This window comes from Duganella sp. 1224 (genome assembly GCF_013408245.1).
Classification (GTDB): Bacteria; Pseudomonadota; Gammaproteobacteria; order Burkholderiales; family Burkholderiaceae_D; genus Rugamonas.
This window is the reverse complement of sequence record NZ_JACBYS010000001.1, coordinates 1,665,106-1,684,919: the sequence shown is the minus strand read 5'-3', so window position 1 is coordinate 1,684,919 and position 19,814 is coordinate 1,665,106. Positions and strand designations below refer to the sequence as shown.

Sequence of the window (19,814 nt, the reverse complement as noted above, 5' to 3'; positions counted from 1 at the left end):
CTACTTCGTGTGGCCTAGCGCGGCGAAGAAACTGTCGCTGATGTACTTTTGCTGGAAGTTGGTGGTGCGCATCCGTTCCAGCACGTCGCACCAGAAGGACTGCAGCCGCTTGCGCTCACTGTCCCATTTGGCTGGATGGTGATAGAAAGTGGCGTAGCGGCGACCATCATATTCCGTGAAGCAGACCGCAGCCTCGCGCTCCGGGCCGGAATGCCAGACTCGCTCGCCTTCGTACGGCAAGTCTTCCCAGTCGTAGCCTTGCAGGTCCGGTTTCGGCCCCTTGGTGGCCAGGCTGGTCACCAGTTGCCACAGCATGCGCGGCCCGCTGACGGTGCCGTTGTCGTCCTGCGCGGCATGAAGCTGCAGATAGACTTCGATGTCGAAGCGCTCGGCGCCGGCGGTGCCGATGTGCAGCACGCCGTCCGGCAGCATGCGGATCGGCAGCGTCGACAGATCGCGCGCCTCGGCTGGCACGTCGCCGCCGTAGAGGGCCGACATCACGCTGTCGAACGCATCACCCAGCCATTGTTGCACGCCTGCCAGCAGGCGGCCGTGGGCCTGCAGATCGGTGAAGTTATTGCTCATGAATTGATCAGTCCTGCCTTGAAAGAAAAACGTGTGGGCGGCGGCGATGTCGGTGATGCTGGTCGTCGCGCGGTATGGCCAGTCGTTGCGGTCGGCGCCCCTGGTGTACAAATGCTGCAGGCGGTCGCCGATTTTGGCCAGCCGGGCGCCCAGCCGGTCGAGCCAGGCGCCGCCTGCGGACAGCGTCAGGCAAACAAACCAGACGATGTCATGCTCGACCACCAGGTAGCCCCAGCGGCGGCGCCGGTTTTCCTCGGCGATGATGTCGTGCCAGCGCGCCGCGCTGCCATCGTCGCCGAGACGCGCGATCGGCGTGCGCAGCAGGTAGTAGTCCTGCAGCCGCTCCAGCAACACGGTCTGATTGCGCTCGATGTGGTGGAGGAAGGGATTGCTGATGCTGATGTCCTGCGCCAGGGTGTTCCAGCGCGGCTGGTAGCGGAAGCGGGTCGGCTCCGGGAAGGTACTGACGGCAAACGCCATGTCCTGCTGCAAATCAGCCGGTGCCGGCTTGGCCGGCGCCTCGCATGGCAGCAGGTATTCCAGGTGGATCAGCGTGTCCCGCGCACGTTTGCCGGTGGACTTGCGCAGCAGCGGATGGGGGCCTTGCTGCTGGCGGCTGATGATCATGGCGTCCAGTTCGGGGGCGTGCACCTGGCCGTCGATGGCGGTCCTGGCGCCGGTGTCGAAAGCGCCGTGTTGGCCGATGGCACCATCCAGCAGCGGCGCGATGCTGGCGGGGTACTGCTCCCGCGCCTGCTCGGTGGCGTCGCCGTCGGCCTCGCGGGGATCGTCCAGGTTGCCGATGGTGATGTGGCCGATCTCGCTTTCCTGCTTGCCCAGGTCCATGCGCAAGTCGCTCTTGACCTTGGCGATCATGACGCGCTCAACCTGATAGCGGTCCAGCGTGCCCTCCAGATAGGGAAACTCGACCGACAATCGCGGCATCGGCGCGGCCGACGCCGCCGTGTGGCGCGCCAGCCGACGGCTGATCTGGCTGCCGAAGCGGTCGACGCGGCCGATGCGCTGCTCCAGGTCCCCCGAGGTCCAGGCCACGCCATAATGCACGATGTCGTCGCAGAACAAATGCATGTCCACGCCTTCTTTCAGCACATCGGTGCAGACCAGGATGTTGGGATAGGTGGGAAAATTGAACTGGGTGACCGCGTTCTGGTTGGGCAGCATGCCGGAGCGGCCGACTACCGGCGCCATGCGACGGAACTCCGGATCGACGTTGTGGTAGATGGCTTGCCAGTTGGCGGCGTCCTTGCGCAGGCATTTGTCGACGATCAGGTCGAAGTGGTCGATCCAGCGGCGCAGCCGCAGCTTCCAGTTGTGCAGATAGATGCGCAGCGGCGGCGGCAGGCGCTCGCCGTCAGCCAGCCGCAGCAGCGCCAGCAGCTTGTCGGCCAGCGCCGCGTCGTCCGGGGCGCCCGGCACGCTGCCCCGGTAGTTGTGCAGGATGTACAGGTCCACCAGGAAATCGCTGTAGCGCAGCGACTGCAGCAGGCAGCGCTTGAGCGTGGCGCTGCGCCAGCGCGCCTCGTCGGTCGCCGCCGCCGTGGTCAGCCAGTCCGGCAGCGGCTCGTCCAGCGTCAGCACGGCCAGCAGTTGCCGCCACTGGGCGTCGGCGCGTTCCCACACGGCGGGCGCGATGCCGGCCTCAGGATGGGCGATGCGGTCTTGCAGGAATCCGTCCAGCGGCGTGGAACGGTTCGGTGCCGCCAGCAGACCGGCCTGGAAAGAGTGCAGCTTGACCGGCAGGCCGGCCGCGCCCACCTTTTTCCGGCGCAGCGCGGCGAAATACGGCAAGCCCTGGGCGCGATCGTTCAGTTCGGACTCGTCATCGTCGCGTCCGGCGTCGGCCGCGGCGCCGTAATCGATCTCCTGCGGCGGCGGACCGCTGCGCACCGGCCGGGTCCAGAATTCGCCCGGGTGCCACACCTGGGTGCTGCCTTGGGCCGCCAGCAGGGCGCGCCACACGGCCAGGCGCTCGTCCAGTTGCCGCTGGAAGCGCGACATCAGGTCCAGCACCATTTCGTTGACGGTGTCGATGCGGCGCACGAACACCAGGGTCTTGTGCAGTGTGCCGTCACGCAGGCTGTCGGCCGCCAGCGCCTCGCAGACCTGGCTGAGTTTCGCGTGCGGCAGGTTGTATTGCGGATCAGGCGGGTCGCTGCGCTTGACGCCGGGCAGCATGGCGTTGAAGAAGCTGGCGTTGAGGTTGTTGATCAGGCCGCGGTCCGGGGTCTCCTCCGGCGGCTTGCCGCCGGTGCTGTCCTGGTGGTCGAACTCGCGCTGTAGCTGCTCGTTGCCGTCCTTGTCGACATGCAGGCGCTTGACCGAAGCCGACAGCGATTCGAAGGACGAGCATTCGCCCTGGCGGAAACGGTTGCTCTGGCCGTCGAGGATGTGCACCAGGTGCTTTTGCACCAGCGCCATGGTCAGCGCCAGGAAGGGATCGCCGGCGGCCGAGGTGGTGACCCGGCGGTAGCTGCGGTAATGCACCTTGCCGTGCGCCTTGTCGTCGCCATCGATGAAGGCGCGCGGGCGCCGCACCATGAATTCCTTGAGCAGGGTGACCACGTCGGCGCGCCGGCGGCCGTCGGTGTCGCGCATGCGGTAGGTGGCCTGCGTGCAACTGCCGGCCGTCGCGTGCGGGCAGTTGCCGCAGGCTTGCGCGTGGTTGTGGCCATCCGGCAGGCGGCACAAGTAGGTGTCCAGGCTCTTGATGTCGCCGCTGCCGCTGTGCAGCGGCGTGGCGCTGAGGAAGTGCCATTTCTGCACGTGGCCGCGCAGCACGTGCGCCAGGTTGGTGTTCTGCCGATTGTCGGTGTGGCGCAGGTACTGGGCCTCGTCCAGCGTCACGAGGTTGATGTTGCGGTGTTTCAGCAGCTTGCCGATGCGCTGCGCGTAGGCTTCGTTCAGCGCGGCGGTGAGCGCTTCGCGCCAGTCTTGCGGGCGCGGCTGCCGGCCGGCGTCGTGGACGATGCGCCGCTCGTGGTCGTCCATGGTATCGATGCCGATTTCGTGCAGGCTTTGCTCATACTGCGCGCGGATGTGGTCGGGCGTGTCGTCCTTGCTTTTGCCGCCAAACCAGATCGGGCGCCGGAACGAGGAATAACGCAGCAGGTGGATGCGGCGCTCGTTGAGCAGCAGCGACTTGGCGAAGTCGCTGAGCCGCTCGTAGCGCTGCGGACGGTGCAGGGGCCGGCCGTCCACTGTGCTGACCAGGCGGTCGTCCTTGCTCTTGTAGCAGGTGCGGATAAAGGTCTCCCACTCGCGCGCCCATTGCTGCTGCAGGGTCTTGCCCGGACAAACGATGACCACGTGGGAGTCCGGCTCGCTGAGGAACTGGGTGGCGATGACGCCCAGCGCCTGGCGCGTCTTGCCCATGCCGACCTCGTCGGCCAGATAAGCGTAGCCGCGGGTTTGCAGCAGGTGCCAGATCGCGGCCACGCCCTTGCTCTGCAGCCTGGCCTGGGTCGATCCGTCGAGGTCGATGTGGTCGGCGCCGTCAAAATTGATGTACGAGCGCACGGCGGCGGCGTTCAGCGGCGCCGGCAGGAGGTCGTGGCGGTTGGTCATGGCGTGTCGGCCTTATGTTTGAGCTCCTCGCGGAACCAGTTCAGGAAGGTGCGGGCGTCGGGCGGGCGCGGGCCAAACATGGCTTGCCAGTGCGGCGATGCGCTGAGCAGCGGCGCCAGTGAGGCCTCCAGTTGGCGCAGTTCGCTGTCGAGCAGGGCGGGCGCGGGGTGGGGCGCCTGGTCCGGGTAGCGTGCCTGGAGCCACGCCAGCGTTTCGCGCAGCTCGGCCAGTTGCACATAGCGGCCGATCTGATCGCTCGGCGTGGCGGCGGCCTGGACCGTGACGGCGCGGTACAGCGCGAACACGGTGGCCGTGCCGGTGCCGAGCGGATTGCCGGCCTGCTGGCCGGGGACGGCGTAGTAGCGCCGCAGCTTGTCCGTTGCCAGGAAAAAGCTGAAGAAGTCGAACACCGGATCGGCGTGGTCGAGGCCATCCGGATCGCTGTCCTCGCCATCCCCGCCACCGCCGGCGCGCAGGCGGGGGTGGGTCTTGCCGGGCACCAGTCCGAGCAGCAGCAACAGCAATTGGTCGAGGCGCGGCTTCGGCAGGTAGTCGAGCTGGTCGTCGTCGGCGTTCAATTGTGTGACCAGGCCAACGTGGATGGCGTCGACGCCGTTGCGCGCATAATGTAGCTGGTAGCTGCGCACCGGCTGGCGCAGTGTGAGCGGCAGCCGCGCATGCTGCGTGGCCGCATCGTCACAGCGGAACACGTGCTGCAGCGGGCCCACTTCCAGCGTCAGCGCGCCGAGCCGCGCTGCCGGGTCCGGCGTCACGCTGCAATGGAACTGCCGGCTGTGCCAGTCATAGGCCACCTCCGCCTGGAACGGTGGCAGCGGCGGGGCGCCTTCGTCGGCGTCGTCGCGCGCGCGGCCGGCCTCCTGGTCGAGCGCGGTGAGCATGCCGGACCAGTTGTAGTCCGGGCCGACCTGGTAGCGCAGCATGGCTTCCACGTTGGACAGATAGCCTTGGCCGTGCTGTAAGGCCGCCGCCGTGAAATTGGCCGAGCCGATGCATAACACCTTGCGTCCCGGCGCGCTCAACAGCATTGCCTTGGCGTGGGTGTAGCGTTCCGGTTCCTCCACAAAGCGGGCATAGTCGGCCGGCAACTGTGGCTGGATTGCCGGGAAGCTGTAGCCGTCCGCCGTTTGCATGGCCGGCACCAGCTCGAACGCGGCATGCCCGCCGCGCTCATCCCTGATCGTGTCCAGCAGCTTGCGGACGCCGCTCCAGAACGGCGAAATCACGCTGGCGCTTTGCCAGGACTGTCCACCCAGCAGCGCCGCCAACAGCGGCGGGTGCGCCTCGCGCACCGGCGCCGGCAGCGCCAGGTGCAGCGACGGCAGGCCGGCGGCGGCGGCGTCCGGCAGACTGTACTCGCGCAGCGCGTTCAGCAGGGACAACAGCACCTGGCGGGTTTCGCCTTCCTCTCGGGCCTCCAGGCCCGCCGCCCTGGCCTGGGCCTGCTGGCGCAGCCACTCCAGCAGGGGCGCCAGTTGCGCCGCATGCTGCGCGCTGACCGGGGTGGTGCCGAACACTTCGCGGTTGACGCCCCAGCCGCTGTAACTCAGATTGGCGCTGGTGACGCACAGCCAGAGTCCGGGCCGGCCGCTTTTTAGCCTCCCGTGCATGAGGATCAGCTTGGGATGGAAGCGGCCGCCGCGCAGCGCCACGCTCATCAGGCCGTAGCGCAGATTGCTTTTCGGCTCGGGATGCGCCGAGTGGTCGCAGGCCACCACGACCTGCATGTCGGCGAGCTGCTCGTTGAGGAACGCGCGCGACGGCGGCGACTCCTTGATGGTGTCGAGCGCCGTGCCGCACAGCAGCGGCAGCACATTGTTCTCAAAAAAGGCAGCGGAATAGTTAAAGCTGGTGAACAGCACTTGGCTCGGCTTGCCGTCGGCAAACTGCTCCAGCATGCCGCTGAGCGCGGTGCGCATCCAAGGTTGTTCAGACACGGGGGGATTCCTCCGCTTGTTGGTACAGGTTGCCGGCGGTGGCCAGGTAATAGCCGTTTTCCCATGGATAGCCGTCGGCCAGGCGCTTCAGAATGGCGTCGCGCTCGCGCTCGGGGCCGGACAATGAGAGGATGACGGCGCTTTCGCTGCGCACCATCGGATCGCGGCCGCGTTCCGATGCGACCACCGTGTGGTGTGACAGCACTGCCTGCAGAAAGGCGCGGACGCCACCGCAGGCGGCATCCGCCACGGCCAGCATTTGCTGGCTGCGCGGGTTTTTGGCGACATCCTTCAGCTTGAGAAAGGCGCGGGCGCGCGCCGCGATCACCGGGGCGTACGCGGCCAGCTGGTCGGCGACCGCGTCGAGTGTCAGTTCGCTGCTGCGGCGCAGATAGTCGAAGGCGTCCTGGACGGTGACCAGGAAGGGCTCGCATAATTCGACCTGCTCCAGTTGCCTGCCCAGTTCCGCGGCGGGATCTTCGCTGTCCTGCGCCAGCCTGGCGCGCAGGCGATGTACCAGTGAGCGTACGCCGCCGCCACGCAGTTGCGCGCAATGGCGTGCCAGGGCACTCTGGCTGGGCTTGCCGAACAGGCGCTCGAACAACAGTTGATTCAACGCCGGCGAGTCGATGCATTGATCGAGCGACTGGCGCAGCGCCGGAACGCTGGCCAGCAGCGCCTGCGGATGCAAGCGACGCTGGCTATTTTTGACCATGCAGGCGCGCAGTTCGTCGGCCAGCGGCGCATTGGCGGTCGCGTTCCAGTTGGCCGCGATGATGGCATGCGCTTCCGCCGCCAGCACACCATCCTGCAACAGACCCGCGCGGTTGCAAGTGCCGCGATAATACTGATACAAGCCGTTAACGGCGGTGCTGGCGTCCTTGTTCCCGACGCTGAATTCGCCCCGCGAGGCGAAGCTGCGTTCGCCAAAACAATGGCGCTGGTCCCTGGCATGCAAATAGGATTCCAGCAAACCCTCCACCAAGCGGAAATGGCCGCGGAAGCCGATTTTCTCGTGCGCGTCGTCGAACAGGGCGGCGTATGTGTAATGGATCAACAGGACGGCCTTGACGCCGTCCAGTTTGCCGACCGGGCCGGCGATGATGGGCACAAGCTGGCGGCCAAATTCGCTCCACACGGGGAGCAGGCCGAGGGGATCGCGGCCGGTGTCCGAGCGTAGCAGCTCCGGGTCGCGGGCGGTGAAAAACGGCAAGTTCAAGTCGGTTGGCTCCTTGGATGTGACCAGGATGAATAGTGTTTTACCAACCAAAAGTATTACATAGATAATTCCTAAAAGAAAGCATTTTGCGCGCGTATCAAGGCAACGTTGGCTACCGGGCCAGCGTCCAGTTGAAGCGCACGCCGTCCTTGCCGTCCGGCGCCGGGCCGGGGCTGTCGGCCCTGACCGCGCCGGTTTGCGGATCGATGCGCAGGAAGCGGTTGGTGGCCAGCGACATCAGCGTCAGTTCGCCGGTAGGCGTTTCCATCCACTGGAAGCTCTGGCCCGCGCCGGGGCGCACCTGCTGGAACGACACGCTGCCATCCGCCGCCACCGTCACAAAGCTTGGGCCGGATTGCAGCGCGGCGCGGCCCAGGCCCATGTCCACCACCGTAAGCGGCGTTTGCAGCCCCCCGCCGGCGCCAAGCCGGATCTGCTGGCCGTACGGAATGGGCCGCATCAGCCCACGCGGATTCGGTTGGGCGATGTCGATGCTGGCAAAATCCGCCATGCCGCCGTTCTGGTCGCCGGTGTTGTAGGCGAAGAGGGCGTAGCGCACGCCCTGGAAGGTGGTCAGCTGGAAGATCATGGTGAACTCCTCGCCGATCGGCTGGTAGTTGTCGCCATCGAGCGAATAGCTGAAGCGCGCCTTTTCGTTGAGGAAGTCGCAGTCGGCGCGCAGCCAGACCTTGGCGGCATTGAGGTCCACGCGGGTGCGCTGGTTGCGCGCCTGATCAAACAGCACCAGCGCCAGCTTGCCGCCTTTCTTCTCCACGCCCAGCGTGGCGTAGGGCAGGTTGAGCAGCCCCAGGCCCGCCACATCGTTCTCCAGCAACCGCGCCGCATCCAGCGCTACGGTGGGGGTGGAAAAGGGGCCGATGGCGCGCTGCGTCAGCGTGTTGCGCGCTTCCCAGAACGACGGCGCGGACAGCGTGTGTAGCCGCAGGAAGCCCGGCCGCTCGGTCAGCGACCACTTGTCGTCCACCGGCGCGTGATTCCACTGCCAGATCGGCTTGAGCGCCGGCTCGGCAAAGTCGTCGCTGCGCGTAAACGGCGTCTTGACCGGCTGCGGCTCGGCCACGCGCGGCTTGACCCAGGTGCGCGGATTGCGTCCCAGGTTGTTGGGCAGGCCGAAATACGGCCAGCCGTCCTGCCACGTCACCGGTGCCAGGCTGGTCAGGCGGCCGACCGAGTTATAGTCCATCATCGAGAAGCCCCACCATTCGCCGGCCTCGGTCTGGACGATGCCGCCCTGGTGCATGGCGGTGGCGTCACGCGACGCGGGATTAGGCGGCGAGACGTCGAACGGATACTGCTTGTTGTTCAGCCGATAGCCGCGCACCATGCCGAAGCCTTCATCCTTGCTGATCGCCTGATTGACCTCGTACGGCCCGAACACGCTGTTCGCGCGCGCCGCCGGCATGCGGAAACCACCGGCATAGTTGGAGCTGAGGATGTAATAGCGGCCGCCGATCTTGTAGAAATGCGCGCCTTCCCCCATGCCGTCGGTTTTCGAGAACAGCACCTGCTCGGTGTCCGGCACGATGTCCAGCAGGTCATCGGTGAGCTGCGCGATGTGCATGTCCTGGTGGCCCCAGACGGCGTACGCCTTGCCATCATCGTCGAACAGCACCGACAGGTCGTGCAGGCTGCGTTTCATCTCCCAGTGCGTCCACGGTCCGCGCGGGTTGATGGCGGAGTAGATCTGCGTGCCGCGTTTATTGACATTGCTGAAGATGTAGAACACGCCGTTGCGGTAGCGCAGGCTGGGCGCCCAGATGCCCTGGCCATAGATGTTCTGACCGTCTTCGAGCCGGTAAGCCGGGCCGAAATCCAGGCGGTCGGCCGCATAGCTGAGGAATTCCCAGTTGACCAGGTCTTTCGAACGAAACACCGGCAGGCCGGGCATGGCGTGCATGGTGGTGCCGGTGAGGTAGAACCAGTCGTTGACCCGGATGATGTCCGGATCGGAGAACTCGTCGTAAAACAGGGGATTGGTGAAGGTGCCGTTGCCGTTGTCCGGCGTCCAGGTGCGCGGCCCCGGTTGCGCGTGCGCGGGTAGCGACAGCGCGGCCACCAGCAGCGCTGCGAACATGGCTTTCTTCATCGGTCCCCCTTTTGATTATTTGCTATGTAATTCTACCTCTGCGCCGCGCAGGCCCGGCGCGCTGGCGCGGACCGTGATGGTGCCGTGCTGCCCCGGCTTTGCGCGCACGATGGCCAGCGCCAGACCGTTGAAGGCCGCGCGCTCCGACGACTTGAACGACTCCAGGTTGGTCGGGTCGCCGTTATCGGTGGCCACCAGTTCGCCCGTGCCCTCCACCGTGAAGCGGATGCGCTGCTCGGCGCGCGGCGCGGTGGTGCCGTTGGCGTCGGTCACGCGCACGGTGATGAAGGACAGATCCTGGCCATCGGCAGCGATGGTGGCGCGGTCCGCCTTGATCGCCAGCGTGGCTGGTGCCTGCGCGGTCTTCACCGTGTCACGCGCCCACTCCTTGCCGTCCTTGTACGCGACCACGCTGATTTCGCCGGGCTCGTAGACCACGTAGTCCCAGCGCAGCCGGTATTCATAGGGCGCCTTCTTCTTGCGACCCTGCGATTTGCCGTTGACGAACAGCTCCGCCTCGTCGCCGGAGGTGAACAGGTGCACCGGCGTCACTTCGCCCACGCGCTCAGGCCAGGTCCAATGCGGCAGCAGGTGCGCCAGCGGCAGGTCCGGCCGCCAGCGCGACTGGTACAGGTAGTAGCGGTCTTTCGGGAAGCCGGCCAGGTCGATGATGCCGGAATACGAGCTGCGCGCGCCGTAGTAGGGCGTCGGCTCGCCGAGATAATCGAAACCGGTCCAGACGAACTCGCCGGCCACGTAGGGATTCTGATCCTGCGCCGCCCACGAGCGGTCGGCCGAGCTGCCGAAATCGGCGGCAAACAGTTCGTAGGCGCTGACCTGCTGGCGTTTCGGATCGCCGCCCACGCCCGGCCGCACCGGCGCGCTGTTCACGCCCGGCACCGGAAACTGGTACTCGCCACGGCTGCTCAGCGCCGACGCGCTCTCGCTGGACAGGATCATCTTGTCCGGGAAGCGCTGGTGGAAGCTGGGGAACTGGCCGGGCAGGCTGCGGATGCCGGCGCCCTGGTAATTCAGGCTGATGACGTCCACCGTGGCCGGCAGCGGCATGTCGGACTTGGCGTAGTTCATGGCGCCGGTGGCCGGCCGCGTCGGATCTTCTTCGTGCGCGATGTCGACCAGCTGCTTGCCGATGGCCGCGCCGGCATCGCCGGTGTACTGCTCGCCGACCTCGTTCCCCACGCTCCACATGATGATGGACGGGTGGTTGCGGTCGCGGCGCAGCATGGCACGCAGGTCCTGCTCGCGCCAATCGGGGAAGATCAGGTGGAAGTCGAGCGGGGTTTTCTTGCGCTCCCACGAATCGAACACCTCGTCCATGACCAGGATGCCCATGCGGTCGGTCAGCTCCAGCAGCTCGGGTGCCGGCGGATTGTGGCTCATGCGCACGGCGTTGGCGCCCATCTCCTGCAGCATCTGCAACTGCCGTTCGGCGGCGCGCACATTGAAGGCCGCGCCCAGCGCGCCAAGGTCGTGGTGGTTGTTGACGCCATTGATCATGATCTTTTCGCCGTTGACGAACAGGCCCTGGTTGGCGTCGAAGCGCAGCGAGCGGATGCCGAACGGCGTGTCCTGCGTGTCCACCACCTTGCCATTGCGGCGGACGGTGGTCACGGCGACGTAGCGATTAGGGCGCTGTTGCGGCAGCGGCCCCCACAGGCGCGGTTGCGCCAGGCGTGCGCTGGCGTTGACGGTGCCGCGCTGGCCGGCGCCGAGATTGAGCCGCTGCGGCGGCAGCGTGGCGACCGCGTTGCCGGCGCGCTTGCCGCTGTCGTCCAGCGGGTACAGCGCGATGCCGACCTCCAGCGCGGCGGCATCCTTGCCGTCGTTGTCGATGGTGGCGGCGACATCGATCTGCGCCGCCTCGCGCGACACCTGCGGCGTGCGCACCACCGTGCCCCAATGCGCCACGTGCACCGGATCGGCCACCGTCAGCCACACATTGCGGTACAGGCCCGCGCCCGGATACCAGCGCGCCGACTCGGCCGGGTTGTCGAGGCGGATCGCCAACTGGTTCACGCCGCCGGGTGTGACGTACGGCGTCAGGTCGAGGCGGAACGAGTTGTAGCCATACGGCCAGCCGCCCACCAGCCGACCATTGAGCCACACGGTGGCATAGGACATGGCGCCGTCGATGTCGAGGAAGATCGATTTGCCCTGATCACGCGCCGGGATCTCGAGCTTCTTGCGATACCAGGCCGGGCCCCAGGTTTGCAGGCGGCCCATGCCGCCATAGGGGCCGGTGGCCAGGAACGGGCCCTCGATGGCCCAGTCGTGCGGCAGCGTCACCGCGCGCCAGGCGCGGTCGTCGAAGTTCGCGGCCAGCAGCGGCGGGGCGGCGGCGGCGGCGAGGGCCGACGGCTCGGCGGCGGGCCGCTGCGCGCGCCGCGCCGGATCGGCCACGAAGGCATTGCCGCTCGGGAGTATCCATGGCTTGAGCAGGCCCTCGGCCGGGCGCTGGACTTTTTCCGCTTCGTCCGGGCGGGCATCGGCCACCTTGCCGTCCGCGCTCTGGCGGATATCGGGGCGCACATCGTATTGCAGCGAGGCGCCGTAGCCTTGCGGGTCGCCGCGCTGGAAGCGCCAGCCGTCATTGATGGAGTGGCGTTCAGCGGCTTGCGCGGCGAGCGGCAACAGCGCCGCCAGCGTCACTCCGAGGTAGCGATGCGGTCTCAAAAAAGTCTCCTTGTTTTATGTAATGGTAGCGCAATCATTTTTCAGTGTAGGGAGTTGTGAGCCGGATGTCAATTGGATAGAATGGTCACGCTATCAACATCACGAAAGACACAATGCCTGCCACCCCCGTCACCCTGATTGATGTCGCCAAGGCGGCGGGCGTCTCCCCGATTACGGTATCGCGCGCATTGAACGAGCCGCACCTGGTGCGGCCGGCCACGCTGGCCAAGGTGCAGCAGGCGGTCAAGCAGACCGGTTACGTGAAGAATATGCTGGCCGGTGGCCTGGCCTCCAGCCGCAGCAAGCTGGTGGCGCTGGTGCTGCCCACCATCTCCACCCAGACCTTCGCCGACTTGGTGCAAGGCGCCACTGACCGCCTGACCGCGGCCGGCTACCAGCTGTTGCTGGGTATCGTCGGCTACGAAACCTGGCGCGAGGAGATTCTGGTCGAGACGATTCTGAGCCGCCGTCCGGACGGCGTGATCCTGACCGGCTCTCTGCACACCGACAGCACCCGTCAACGCCTGCTGCAAATCGGCACGCCGGTGGTCGAGGCTTGGGACCTGACCTCGCATCCCATCGACATGGCGATCGGCTTCTCGCACGAGGAAGTGGGCCATGCCTGCGCACAGCATCTGCTGAAACAGGGCTATCGCCGCTTCGGCATCCTGATCGCCAATGATCCGCGCGCCGGCCAGCGCACGCAGGGTTTCCAGGTGGCGGTGGCCCGGCACGGCGCCAGCGTGGTCGCCTCGCACGTGGTGCAGGCGCCGGGCGCCTTGCCGCATGGCCGTCTGGGCGCGGTCAGGCTGCTGGACGAGCATCCCGACCTGGACGCGATTTTCTGCAGCTCCGACACGCTGGCCCACGGTGTGCTGATCGAGGCACAAAGCCGCGGCTTGCGGGTGCCGCAGGACCTGGCCATCATGGGCTTCGGCGACCTGAATTTTTCCGAGTACACCAACCCGCCGCTATCGACGGTGAGAGTGGATGGCGCACGGATCGGCGCGCTGTCGGCGCAGGCCTTGCTGGACCGCCTGGCCGCCGGCGCGCATGCCGCCGAGGGGGAGGGCGAGCGCGTGATCAACACCGGCTTTGAGCTGATCCAGCGCGGCAGCACCTAAAGTTCCGCCACCCGCGCGCGCAGGTCGGCCGCGCGTTCACGCAGCGCCGTCAGGGCGCCGTCGTCCATGCGGCGTAGCTGCTGGTAGACCATGCCGAGGCGCTGGTTGTTGGCCAGCTTGTCCCGGTTCCTGTCGAAGAAATCCCAGTACAAGGCGTTGTAGGGACAGGCGCGCTCGCCGGTACGGGCCTTCTTGTCGTAGTGGCAGCCCTTGCAATAATCGCTCATGCGGTCGATATAGGCGGCGCTGGAGACATAGGGCTTGGTGGCCAGCAGGCCGCCGTCGGCGAACTGGCTCATGCCCAGCGTATTGGGCAGCTCGACCCACTCGAAGGCGTCGATGTAAATCCCCAGATACCATTGGTGCAGCGCTTGCGGCGACAGTCCGGCCAGCAGCGCGAAATTCCCGATCACCATCAGGCGGTTGATGTGGTGGCTGTGCGCATGCTCCAGCGACTGGCCGATGGCCGCCGCCACGCAGCGCATGCGCGTTTTGCCGTCCCAGAACCACCATGGCAGCGGCGTGCTGTGGCCGAAGGCGTTGAGCTGATCGTAGCCCGGCATGCGGTGCCAGTAGACGCCGCGCACGTATTCGCGCCAGCCGAGGATCTGGCGGATGTAGCCCTCGGCCGATGCCACCGGCACCGCGCCGTCGCGCCACGCCGCTTCCACGCGCTCGATCACGGTGCGCGGCGACAGCAGCTTGACGTTCATGGCGAACGACAGCAGCGAGTGGAACAGCCGCCAGGCCTTGACGCTCATCGCGTCCTGGAACCGCCCAAAGTGGGGCAAAGCCTGTTCAATGAAGCTGTCCAGATGCTCCATGGCCTCCTCGTGATTCAGCGGCCAGGCGAAATTGTCCGCATTGGGCTGGCCGAAGCTGTTGGCGCCGGCGGCCTGGATGGTCTGCCAAAGCGCGCTGTGATCGTGGCGGCCGCGCCAGTCGGACGGCTCCCATGGCAGGCCTTTCCACGCTTCGCGGTTGTCGTGGTCGAAGTTCCATTGGCCGCCCGCCGGCTTGCCAGTGGCGGACATCAGCACGCCGTGCTTGGCGCGCATGCGGCGGTAGAAATATTCCATCAGCCAGCTGTTGCGGCCTTCGAAGATGTGCGCCGCCTCGTCGCGCGTGGTGTAGAAATGCTCGGTGTCGTCCATCGCGGCGGGGATGGATAGCGCGGCGGCGTAGTCGGCCAGTTGCCGGTCCAGGCGCCATTCGTCCGGCGCCTGCCAGCGGAATTCGGTGGCGCGGTGGTGGGCCAGCAGATAGTCCAGGTTGGCGGGGACGGACTGGCGGTTGTCGGCGTCGTCGATGGCGAGATAATGCACGCGGTGGCCGTCGGCGCGCAGGCGGCGCGCAAAATCGCGCATGGCGGCGAAGATGGCGATGATTTTTTGCGCGTGGTGCAGCACGTAGTCGGTTTCCTGCCGCACCTCCATCATGACGAAAACCTGGTCGTCGCGCGGGTGGTCGAACCAGCTGTGTTGATGATTGAGCTGGTCGCCGAGTATCAGTTTGAGTTTCATCGTGTCCCGTGTTATCTGGCCGGCATGGGTAGTCCTTCCGCGTAGGCCAGGCGTTCTAGTGCGTCTTCCATCAGCATGCGGGCGTGGCCGGCGCTGCGCGCCAGGTCCTCGTGCAGGGCGGCGTCGGCCGCGTTGCGGTGCGCGCACTGCTTGCTGTAGCGTTCAAAGCTGGCCAGCATCATCAGGATGTCGGCCAGGTGGCGCGGGCATTCGCAGTTGATGCTGGTCGAGGCGGAGGCCAGCGCCGCCAGTTCCTCGTCGTTCAGCCGGCGCGGCGCGGCGGGCTTGGACGGCCCGGGCGGCGGCAGCGATGCGCCGGTGAGGGCGGTGCTGCACAATACCGCGATTTCCGATGCGTCCGACGGGGCGCGCGCCACCAGGCAGCCCTGTTCGCGCAGCCGCCGCACGGTGGCGCTGTCGCAGAAGCGGTACAGCACCACGACCGTCCTGACGGCGAGGGCGCGCCGCAGCGCGCGGATTTGCGGCACCGCGTCCGCCGTCATCTCCGGCGCTTCGATCAGCAGCACATCGGCGCGGGTGCCGGCCAGTTCCCCGGCCGCGTCGTCCAGTTGCGCGCTGGCGGCGACGATGTCCAGCACCGGCGCGGTGCGCGTGGCGCCAAGGCGCTGAGCCAGTGCGGTGCCCACCACCGCCAGCGTGAGCGCGTGCGCGCCGGTCGCCGCGGGCAGGGCGCCGGCCAGTTCCGCCAGGTCGGCGGCCTCCAGCCGGGCGACGGTGCCGATGGCGTGGCCGAGATCGACCACGCGCTTGAGCAGGCCCAGCCGGTGTACCTGCTCGGCCGAGTACAAGCGTTGTCCCTGCGGCGAACGGTTGGCATCGGACACGCCATAGCGCCGCTCCCATACACGCAGCGTTTCCACCGGCAGTCCGGCCAGCCGTGCGGCGACGCCGCTGCGATATCCCTTGATTTGCATGCGGTTCATTCTAACGACCCTCCCTGCCCGAATGCTAGCATGAACCGATATTGACCCGGGCTTGACGCACTATTCGTCCGGTTGCGCCGATATACTCGCCGCATGATGGAGACTCAATTTAAGCTAGCGATCATAGGGGCCGGCCTGGCCGGCATGTCGTGTGCGCGCCATCTGCAAAGCGATGCTTGCAGGGTGACGCTGTTTGACGCGTCCCGGGTCAGTCCCGGCGGTGCCGGGCTGACTATCCACCAGCGCATGACCATCTGCGACATCTGGCACGAGGATGGCTGGCGCGTGGCCTCGCTGGAGACGGGCGCCCACGACGAGGATTTCGACGCGCTGGTGCTGGCGCTGCCGGCCAAGCAGGCCTCGGCGCTGCTGGTGCCGCTGCTGCCGGCGACGGCGATGCAGGTGGCGGCCATGGCGCCGTCGGCGGAACAGTGTATGTGGCTGCCCGCCGTGCAGGTGGGCGTCTGCGGCGACTGGCTGTGCGGTGGGAACGAAGGCGACGCGTGGCTGAGCGGCCGGGCGCTGGCGGCCCGCATCCTCAGCCAGCGCGCGGCGGACCGGCACCCGGCGGCGTTGCCGCTTACCTGATCAGGGGCTCGGCCACGCCCTGTACGCCGGCCAGTCCAAGGATGGTCAGCATGACGTTCTGCGGGCCGGTGTGGGCATTCCGCGCCGACCACCATTCCAGCTTTTCCGAGTGGTAGCCGCCCGAGCTGCCGCCGCCGGACATGGTGATGGCCGGAATGCCGAGACTCATCGGCAGGTTGGCGTCCGTCGAATGTGCGCCGTCCAGCAGCGCGGGGCGGCCCTGCACCTTGGCCGCCGCCAGCGCGGTGCGGACAATCAGCGCGTCGGCGGCCACGCGTCCCGCCGGCCGGTCGCCGATCAACGCCACGCCGGCGGTGATGGCCTTGCTGTTCCAGCGCTGGTTGGTGTCGTCCACGCCCTGCTGGATGGCGGCCTTGATCTGCTGCTCGACTTTGGCCAGCAGCGGCGCATCGGCCGAGCGGATGTCGATCAGCAGCGAGGCCTCGGCCGCGATGCTGTTGACCGACTGCCCGCCTTCGACCACGCCGACATTGAACGTCACCTTGGGCTGCGCCGGCACGTGGATGGCGTCGATGCGCGCAATCGCGCGCCCGGCCGCATGGACGGCGGACGGCAAGCCGAAGCCTTCATAGCTGTGACCTCCCGGCCCGTGGAAGGTGACCTTGAAACGGCGGCTGCCGGTGCCGATGTGGGTGACAGGATCGCCGTCGGTGCCCAGCGCCGGCTCCAGGCCGACGAAGGCCTTGATGTCCTTGCGCTGGCTGAACAGGTACTTCACGCCTTTAAGGTCGCCCAGGCCTTCCTCGCCGACGTTGGCGACAAACAGCACGTCGCCCTCGGTCCGTACGTTGGCATCGCGCATGGCGTGGGCGATGGTCAGCATGGCCGCTAATGAGCGGCCGTTGTCGGCGATGCCGGGCGCGTACAGGCGGCCATCCTTGTCGTGCACGGTGAGGTCGGTGGCGGCGGGATAGACGGTGTCCAGGTGCGCAGCCAGCGCGATCACCGGGCCCTTGCCGCTGCCACGCCAGGTGCCGGTGACATTGCCGGCGTCGTCGATGCGCACATCGGCCAGGCCGGCGGCCTGCATGCGCTGCGCGTAGTCGCGGGCGCGCGCCGCTTCGGCGAAGGTGGGGGCGGGAATGGCGTTAATCGCCAACATGGTGGCCTGCGTGACCGGCTCATTTTTCTCGATGTAGGCCAGGGCCTGTCGCACCGCCGGCTGCGCGGCGATGCGCGCCAGCGTTGGTTCCTGCGCCTGCGCCGGCAGGATGGCGGCGATGGCCAGGCCAAGTAGCAGCTGTTTCATGAAACTCCATCAGGGAAGGCGGGCGATCAGCGCCAGCAGCGCTTCCACGTCCACCGGTTTGACAAAATAGTGATCGAAGCCGGCGGCGGTGGCTTGTTCGCGGTCTTCGCGGCGGCCGTAGCCGGTTACCGCCACCAGCGTGGCACCGGTGGTGTGCGGCAGCGCGCGCAGGCCGCGCGCCAGGTCGTAGCCACTGATGTCGGGCAGGCCGATATCCAGCAGGCACAGTTCCGGCGACGTCGCCTGCGCCGCTTCCAGCGCCGCCAGCGCGGTGTGGGCCACGCTGACCTGGTGGCCGGCCGCCGCCAGCAGCAGTTGCAGCGTTTGCGCGGCGTCGATGTTATCGTCCACCACCAGCACCCGCAGCTTGCGCGCCGGCGCGGCCTTGGGGCCGGGTTGCGGCGCGGCCGGCTGGCGGTCGGCGCCGGGCAGGATGATGGTGAAGGTGCTGCCTTTTTGTTCGCCCTCGCTGTCCACCGCGACCGACCCGCCGTGCAACTCCACCAGCGACTTGACCAGCGCCAGGCCCAGCCCCAGGCCGCCCTGCGAGCGGTCGGAGTTGCGGTCGGCCTGGGCGAACAGTTCGAACACGCGGCTGCGCAGTTCCGGCGACATGCCGATGCCGTTGTCGCTGATGGTCAGTTTGACGTTGCCGCCGTCGGCCCGCACCGTCAGCTTGATGGCGCCGCCCGGCGGCGTGTACTTGGCGGCGTTGTTGAGCACATTGACCAGCACCTGCACCAGCCGCTTATGGTCGCCCATCACCACCAGCGGCGCCGGCGGCAATTCGACGTCAAAGCGGTGCTGGCGCGACTTGAGCAGGGGCTCGGCCTGTTCCACCGCGTCGGCGACGATCTTCGCCACTTCCAGCGGCATGCGCGTCAGCGTCACCAGTCCGCGCGTGACGCGCGACACGTCCAGCAGGTCGTCCACCAGCCGCGTCATGTGGTGCACCTGGCGCACGATGATGCCGGCGGTGCGCTGCACGGCGGCGTCGGTGGCGTGGCCGCTTTGCAGCAGTTGGGCGCCGGCGCTGATCGGCGCCAGCGGGTTGCGCAGCTCGTGCGCCAGCATGGCCAGGAATTCGTCCTTGCGGCGATCCGCCTCGCGCAGCTGGCTTTCCGCCTTCAGGTGCTGCAGTTCCTTCTCCTGCAACGCTTCGGCCATGGCGTCCAGCGCCCGCGCCAGTTCGCTGATTTCCTCCTTGCCGTAGCGGATGCCGCTGCGCGCCTCCAGCGTGCCGGAGGCGATGCTGTTGGCGGTGGTGGCCAGCCGCTTCACGCGGCGCAGCACCAGCACGTCGCCAACGAACCACGCCGACAGCAGCGCCAGCGCGATGGTGGCGGCCAGCGCCAGGAAGTCCAGCACCTGGTCGTGGCGGGCGTTGGCGGTGATGGCATCGGATGGAATGCCTATGGTGACGGTGTAGTCGGACAGGCCGTTGCTGCCCACGCGCGCGAAGCGATGCAGCCGCTCGACGCCATCCGGCCCGGCCAGCAGCACCGGCTTGCCCGGGTCGGCCGCCATGGCGGTGCGCATGTCCGGCGACACCTGCTTGCCGAACCAGACCTCCGGATCGGGCTTGCGCGAGATGATCCTGCCCTCGGAGTCGGCGGTCAGCAGCAGCGAACCCGGTGGCAGCTGGATGTCGGCGACGAAGCGATCCAGCTTGGTCAGGTCGAGCGCGGCGAACACCACGGCCTTGACCTGCTCATTCTCGTCCAGCACCGGGTAGGTCAGGTTGACGGTGTGCTTCTGGATCACGCGGCCGAATACATAGCCGCCGGCGACGAAGCGCTTCAAATGCACGGCGCGGCGGAAGTGCGTGCGGTCGCGCAGGTTGACCGGCGTCTTGGACGGCACGGCGCTGCAGGTGACGTCGCCGTTCAGCTGTATCAGGCCGAAGTTGACGTAGTCGGGATTCTGGCGCTGGATGTTGGCCAGCAGGCGGCTGCACTGCGCCTGGTCGCCGGCCAAATCCGGAATGCTGGCCAGGTCGCGCAGGATCTGGCGCGCGCCGGCGATCGATTGCGCCTCGTTGGCGGCGGCCAGATTGGTCAGGCGCTGCAGGTTTTCCTCGGCCACCTCCACCGCGTGGGCGCGCTCGCGGGCGCCGTTAATCACGGTCATGACGGCGCTGGGCGCGATCGATAGCATGACCAGCAATATCAGCCGGCTGCGCAGGCTATTCAGCTGGAAAAGCAGGAAGGCCATGCGCGA

At 67.3% G+C, this 19,814-nt stretch carries 11 protein-coding genes and 1 pseudogene; 3 read left to right on the top strand and 9 right to left on the bottom strand.

Going from position 1 to position 19,814, the window contains the following annotated elements:
* The 5 genes from FHW58_RS07485 to galB form a co-directional block, all read right to left on the bottom strand.
* Nucleotides 1–4,170: an SNF2-related protein gene (locus FHW58_RS07485; RefSeq protein ID WP_179672419.1), complete on the bottom strand. Its 4,170-nt coding sequence runs from the start codon at nt 4,168–4,170 to the stop codon at nt 1–3.
* Nucleotides 4,167–6,125, bottom strand: a complete 1,959-nt coding sequence (locus FHW58_RS07480; RefSeq protein WP_179672418.1) for a hypothetical protein — start codon at nt 6,123–6,125, stop codon at nt 4,167–4,169. Before FHW58_RS07480 ends, FHW58_RS07485 begins: the two co-directional genes overlap by 4 nt.
* A complete protein-coding gene (locus tag FHW58_RS07475) occupies nt 6,118–7,344 on the bottom strand; it encodes a hypothetical protein (RefSeq protein ID WP_179672417.1) in 1,227 nt (408 codons plus the stop codon). The genes FHW58_RS07480 and FHW58_RS07475 overlap by 8 nt, the downstream gene beginning before the upstream one ends.
* Before the next feature lie 112 nt (nt 7,345–7,456).
* Nucleotides 7,457–9,439: a glycoside hydrolase 43 family protein gene (locus FHW58_RS07470; RefSeq protein WP_218892640.1), complete on the bottom strand. Its 1,983-nt coding sequence runs from the start codon at nt 9,437–9,439 to the stop codon at nt 7,457–7,459.
* A 27-nt stretch (nt 9,440–9,466) separates the two neighbouring features.
* On the bottom strand, nt 9,467–12,145 hold the full coding sequence (gene galB, locus FHW58_RS07465) for a beta-galactosidase GalB (protein ID WP_179672415.1): 2,679 nt from the start codon (nt 12,143–12,145) through the stop codon (nt 9,467–9,469).
* Nucleotides 12,146–12,258: 113 nt separating this feature from the next.
* Between galB and FHW58_RS07460 the strand changes: the two genes are divergently transcribed.
* A complete protein-coding gene (locus tag FHW58_RS07460) occupies nt 12,259–13,269 on the top strand; it encodes a LacI family DNA-binding transcriptional regulator (protein WP_179672414.1) in 1,011 nt (336 codons plus the stop codon).
* Here FHW58_RS07460 and FHW58_RS07455 read toward each other — a convergent pair.
* Both FHW58_RS07455 and FHW58_RS07450 read right to left on the bottom strand, forming a co-directional pair.
* The gene (locus FHW58_RS07455) at nt 13,266–14,792 is read right to left on the bottom strand and encodes a cryptochrome/photolyase family protein (protein ID WP_179672413.1); all 1,527 of its coding nucleotides are present in this window, start codon (nt 14,790–14,792) and stop codon (nt 13,266–13,268) included. The two genes, FHW58_RS07460 and FHW58_RS07455, sit on opposite strands and share 4 nt — an antisense overlap.
* 11 nt (nt 14,793–14,803) lie before the next feature.
* Complete coding sequence (locus FHW58_RS07450) at nt 14,804–15,727, bottom strand: MerR family transcriptional regulator (RefSeq protein WP_229265076.1); 924 nt, start codon at nt 15,725–15,727, stop codon at nt 14,804–14,806.
* 102 nt (nt 15,728–15,829) lie between these two features.
* Here FHW58_RS07450 and FHW58_RS27910 point away from each other — a divergent pair.
* Nucleotides 15,830–15,967, top strand: a pseudogene (locus FHW58_RS27910) (FAD-dependent oxidoreductase); the annotation flags it as partial.
* A gap of 15 nt (nt 15,968–15,982) precedes the next feature.
* Nucleotides 15,983–16,324, top strand: a complete 342-nt coding sequence (locus FHW58_RS07445; protein ID WP_229265075.1) for a hypothetical protein — start codon at nt 15,983–15,985, stop codon at nt 16,322–16,324.
* On the opposite strand, the gene FHW58_RS07440 is transcribed toward FHW58_RS07445, so the two are convergent.
* Together FHW58_RS07440 and FHW58_RS07435 are read right to left on the bottom strand one after the other, a co-directional pair.
* Complete coding sequence (locus FHW58_RS07440) at nt 16,317–17,594, bottom strand: M20/M25/M40 family metallo-hydrolase (protein ID WP_179672410.1); 1,278 nt, start codon at nt 17,592–17,594, stop codon at nt 16,317–16,319. The two genes, FHW58_RS07445 and FHW58_RS07440, sit on opposite strands and share 8 nt — an antisense overlap.
* A 9-nt stretch (nt 17,595–17,603) precedes the next feature.
* Nucleotides 17,604–19,808, bottom strand: coding sequence for an ATP-binding protein (locus FHW58_RS07435; RefSeq protein WP_179672409.1), 2,205 nt, complete (start codon nt 19,806–19,808; stop codon nt 17,604–17,606).
* Between the last annotated feature and the right edge of the window lie 6 nt (nt 19,809–19,814).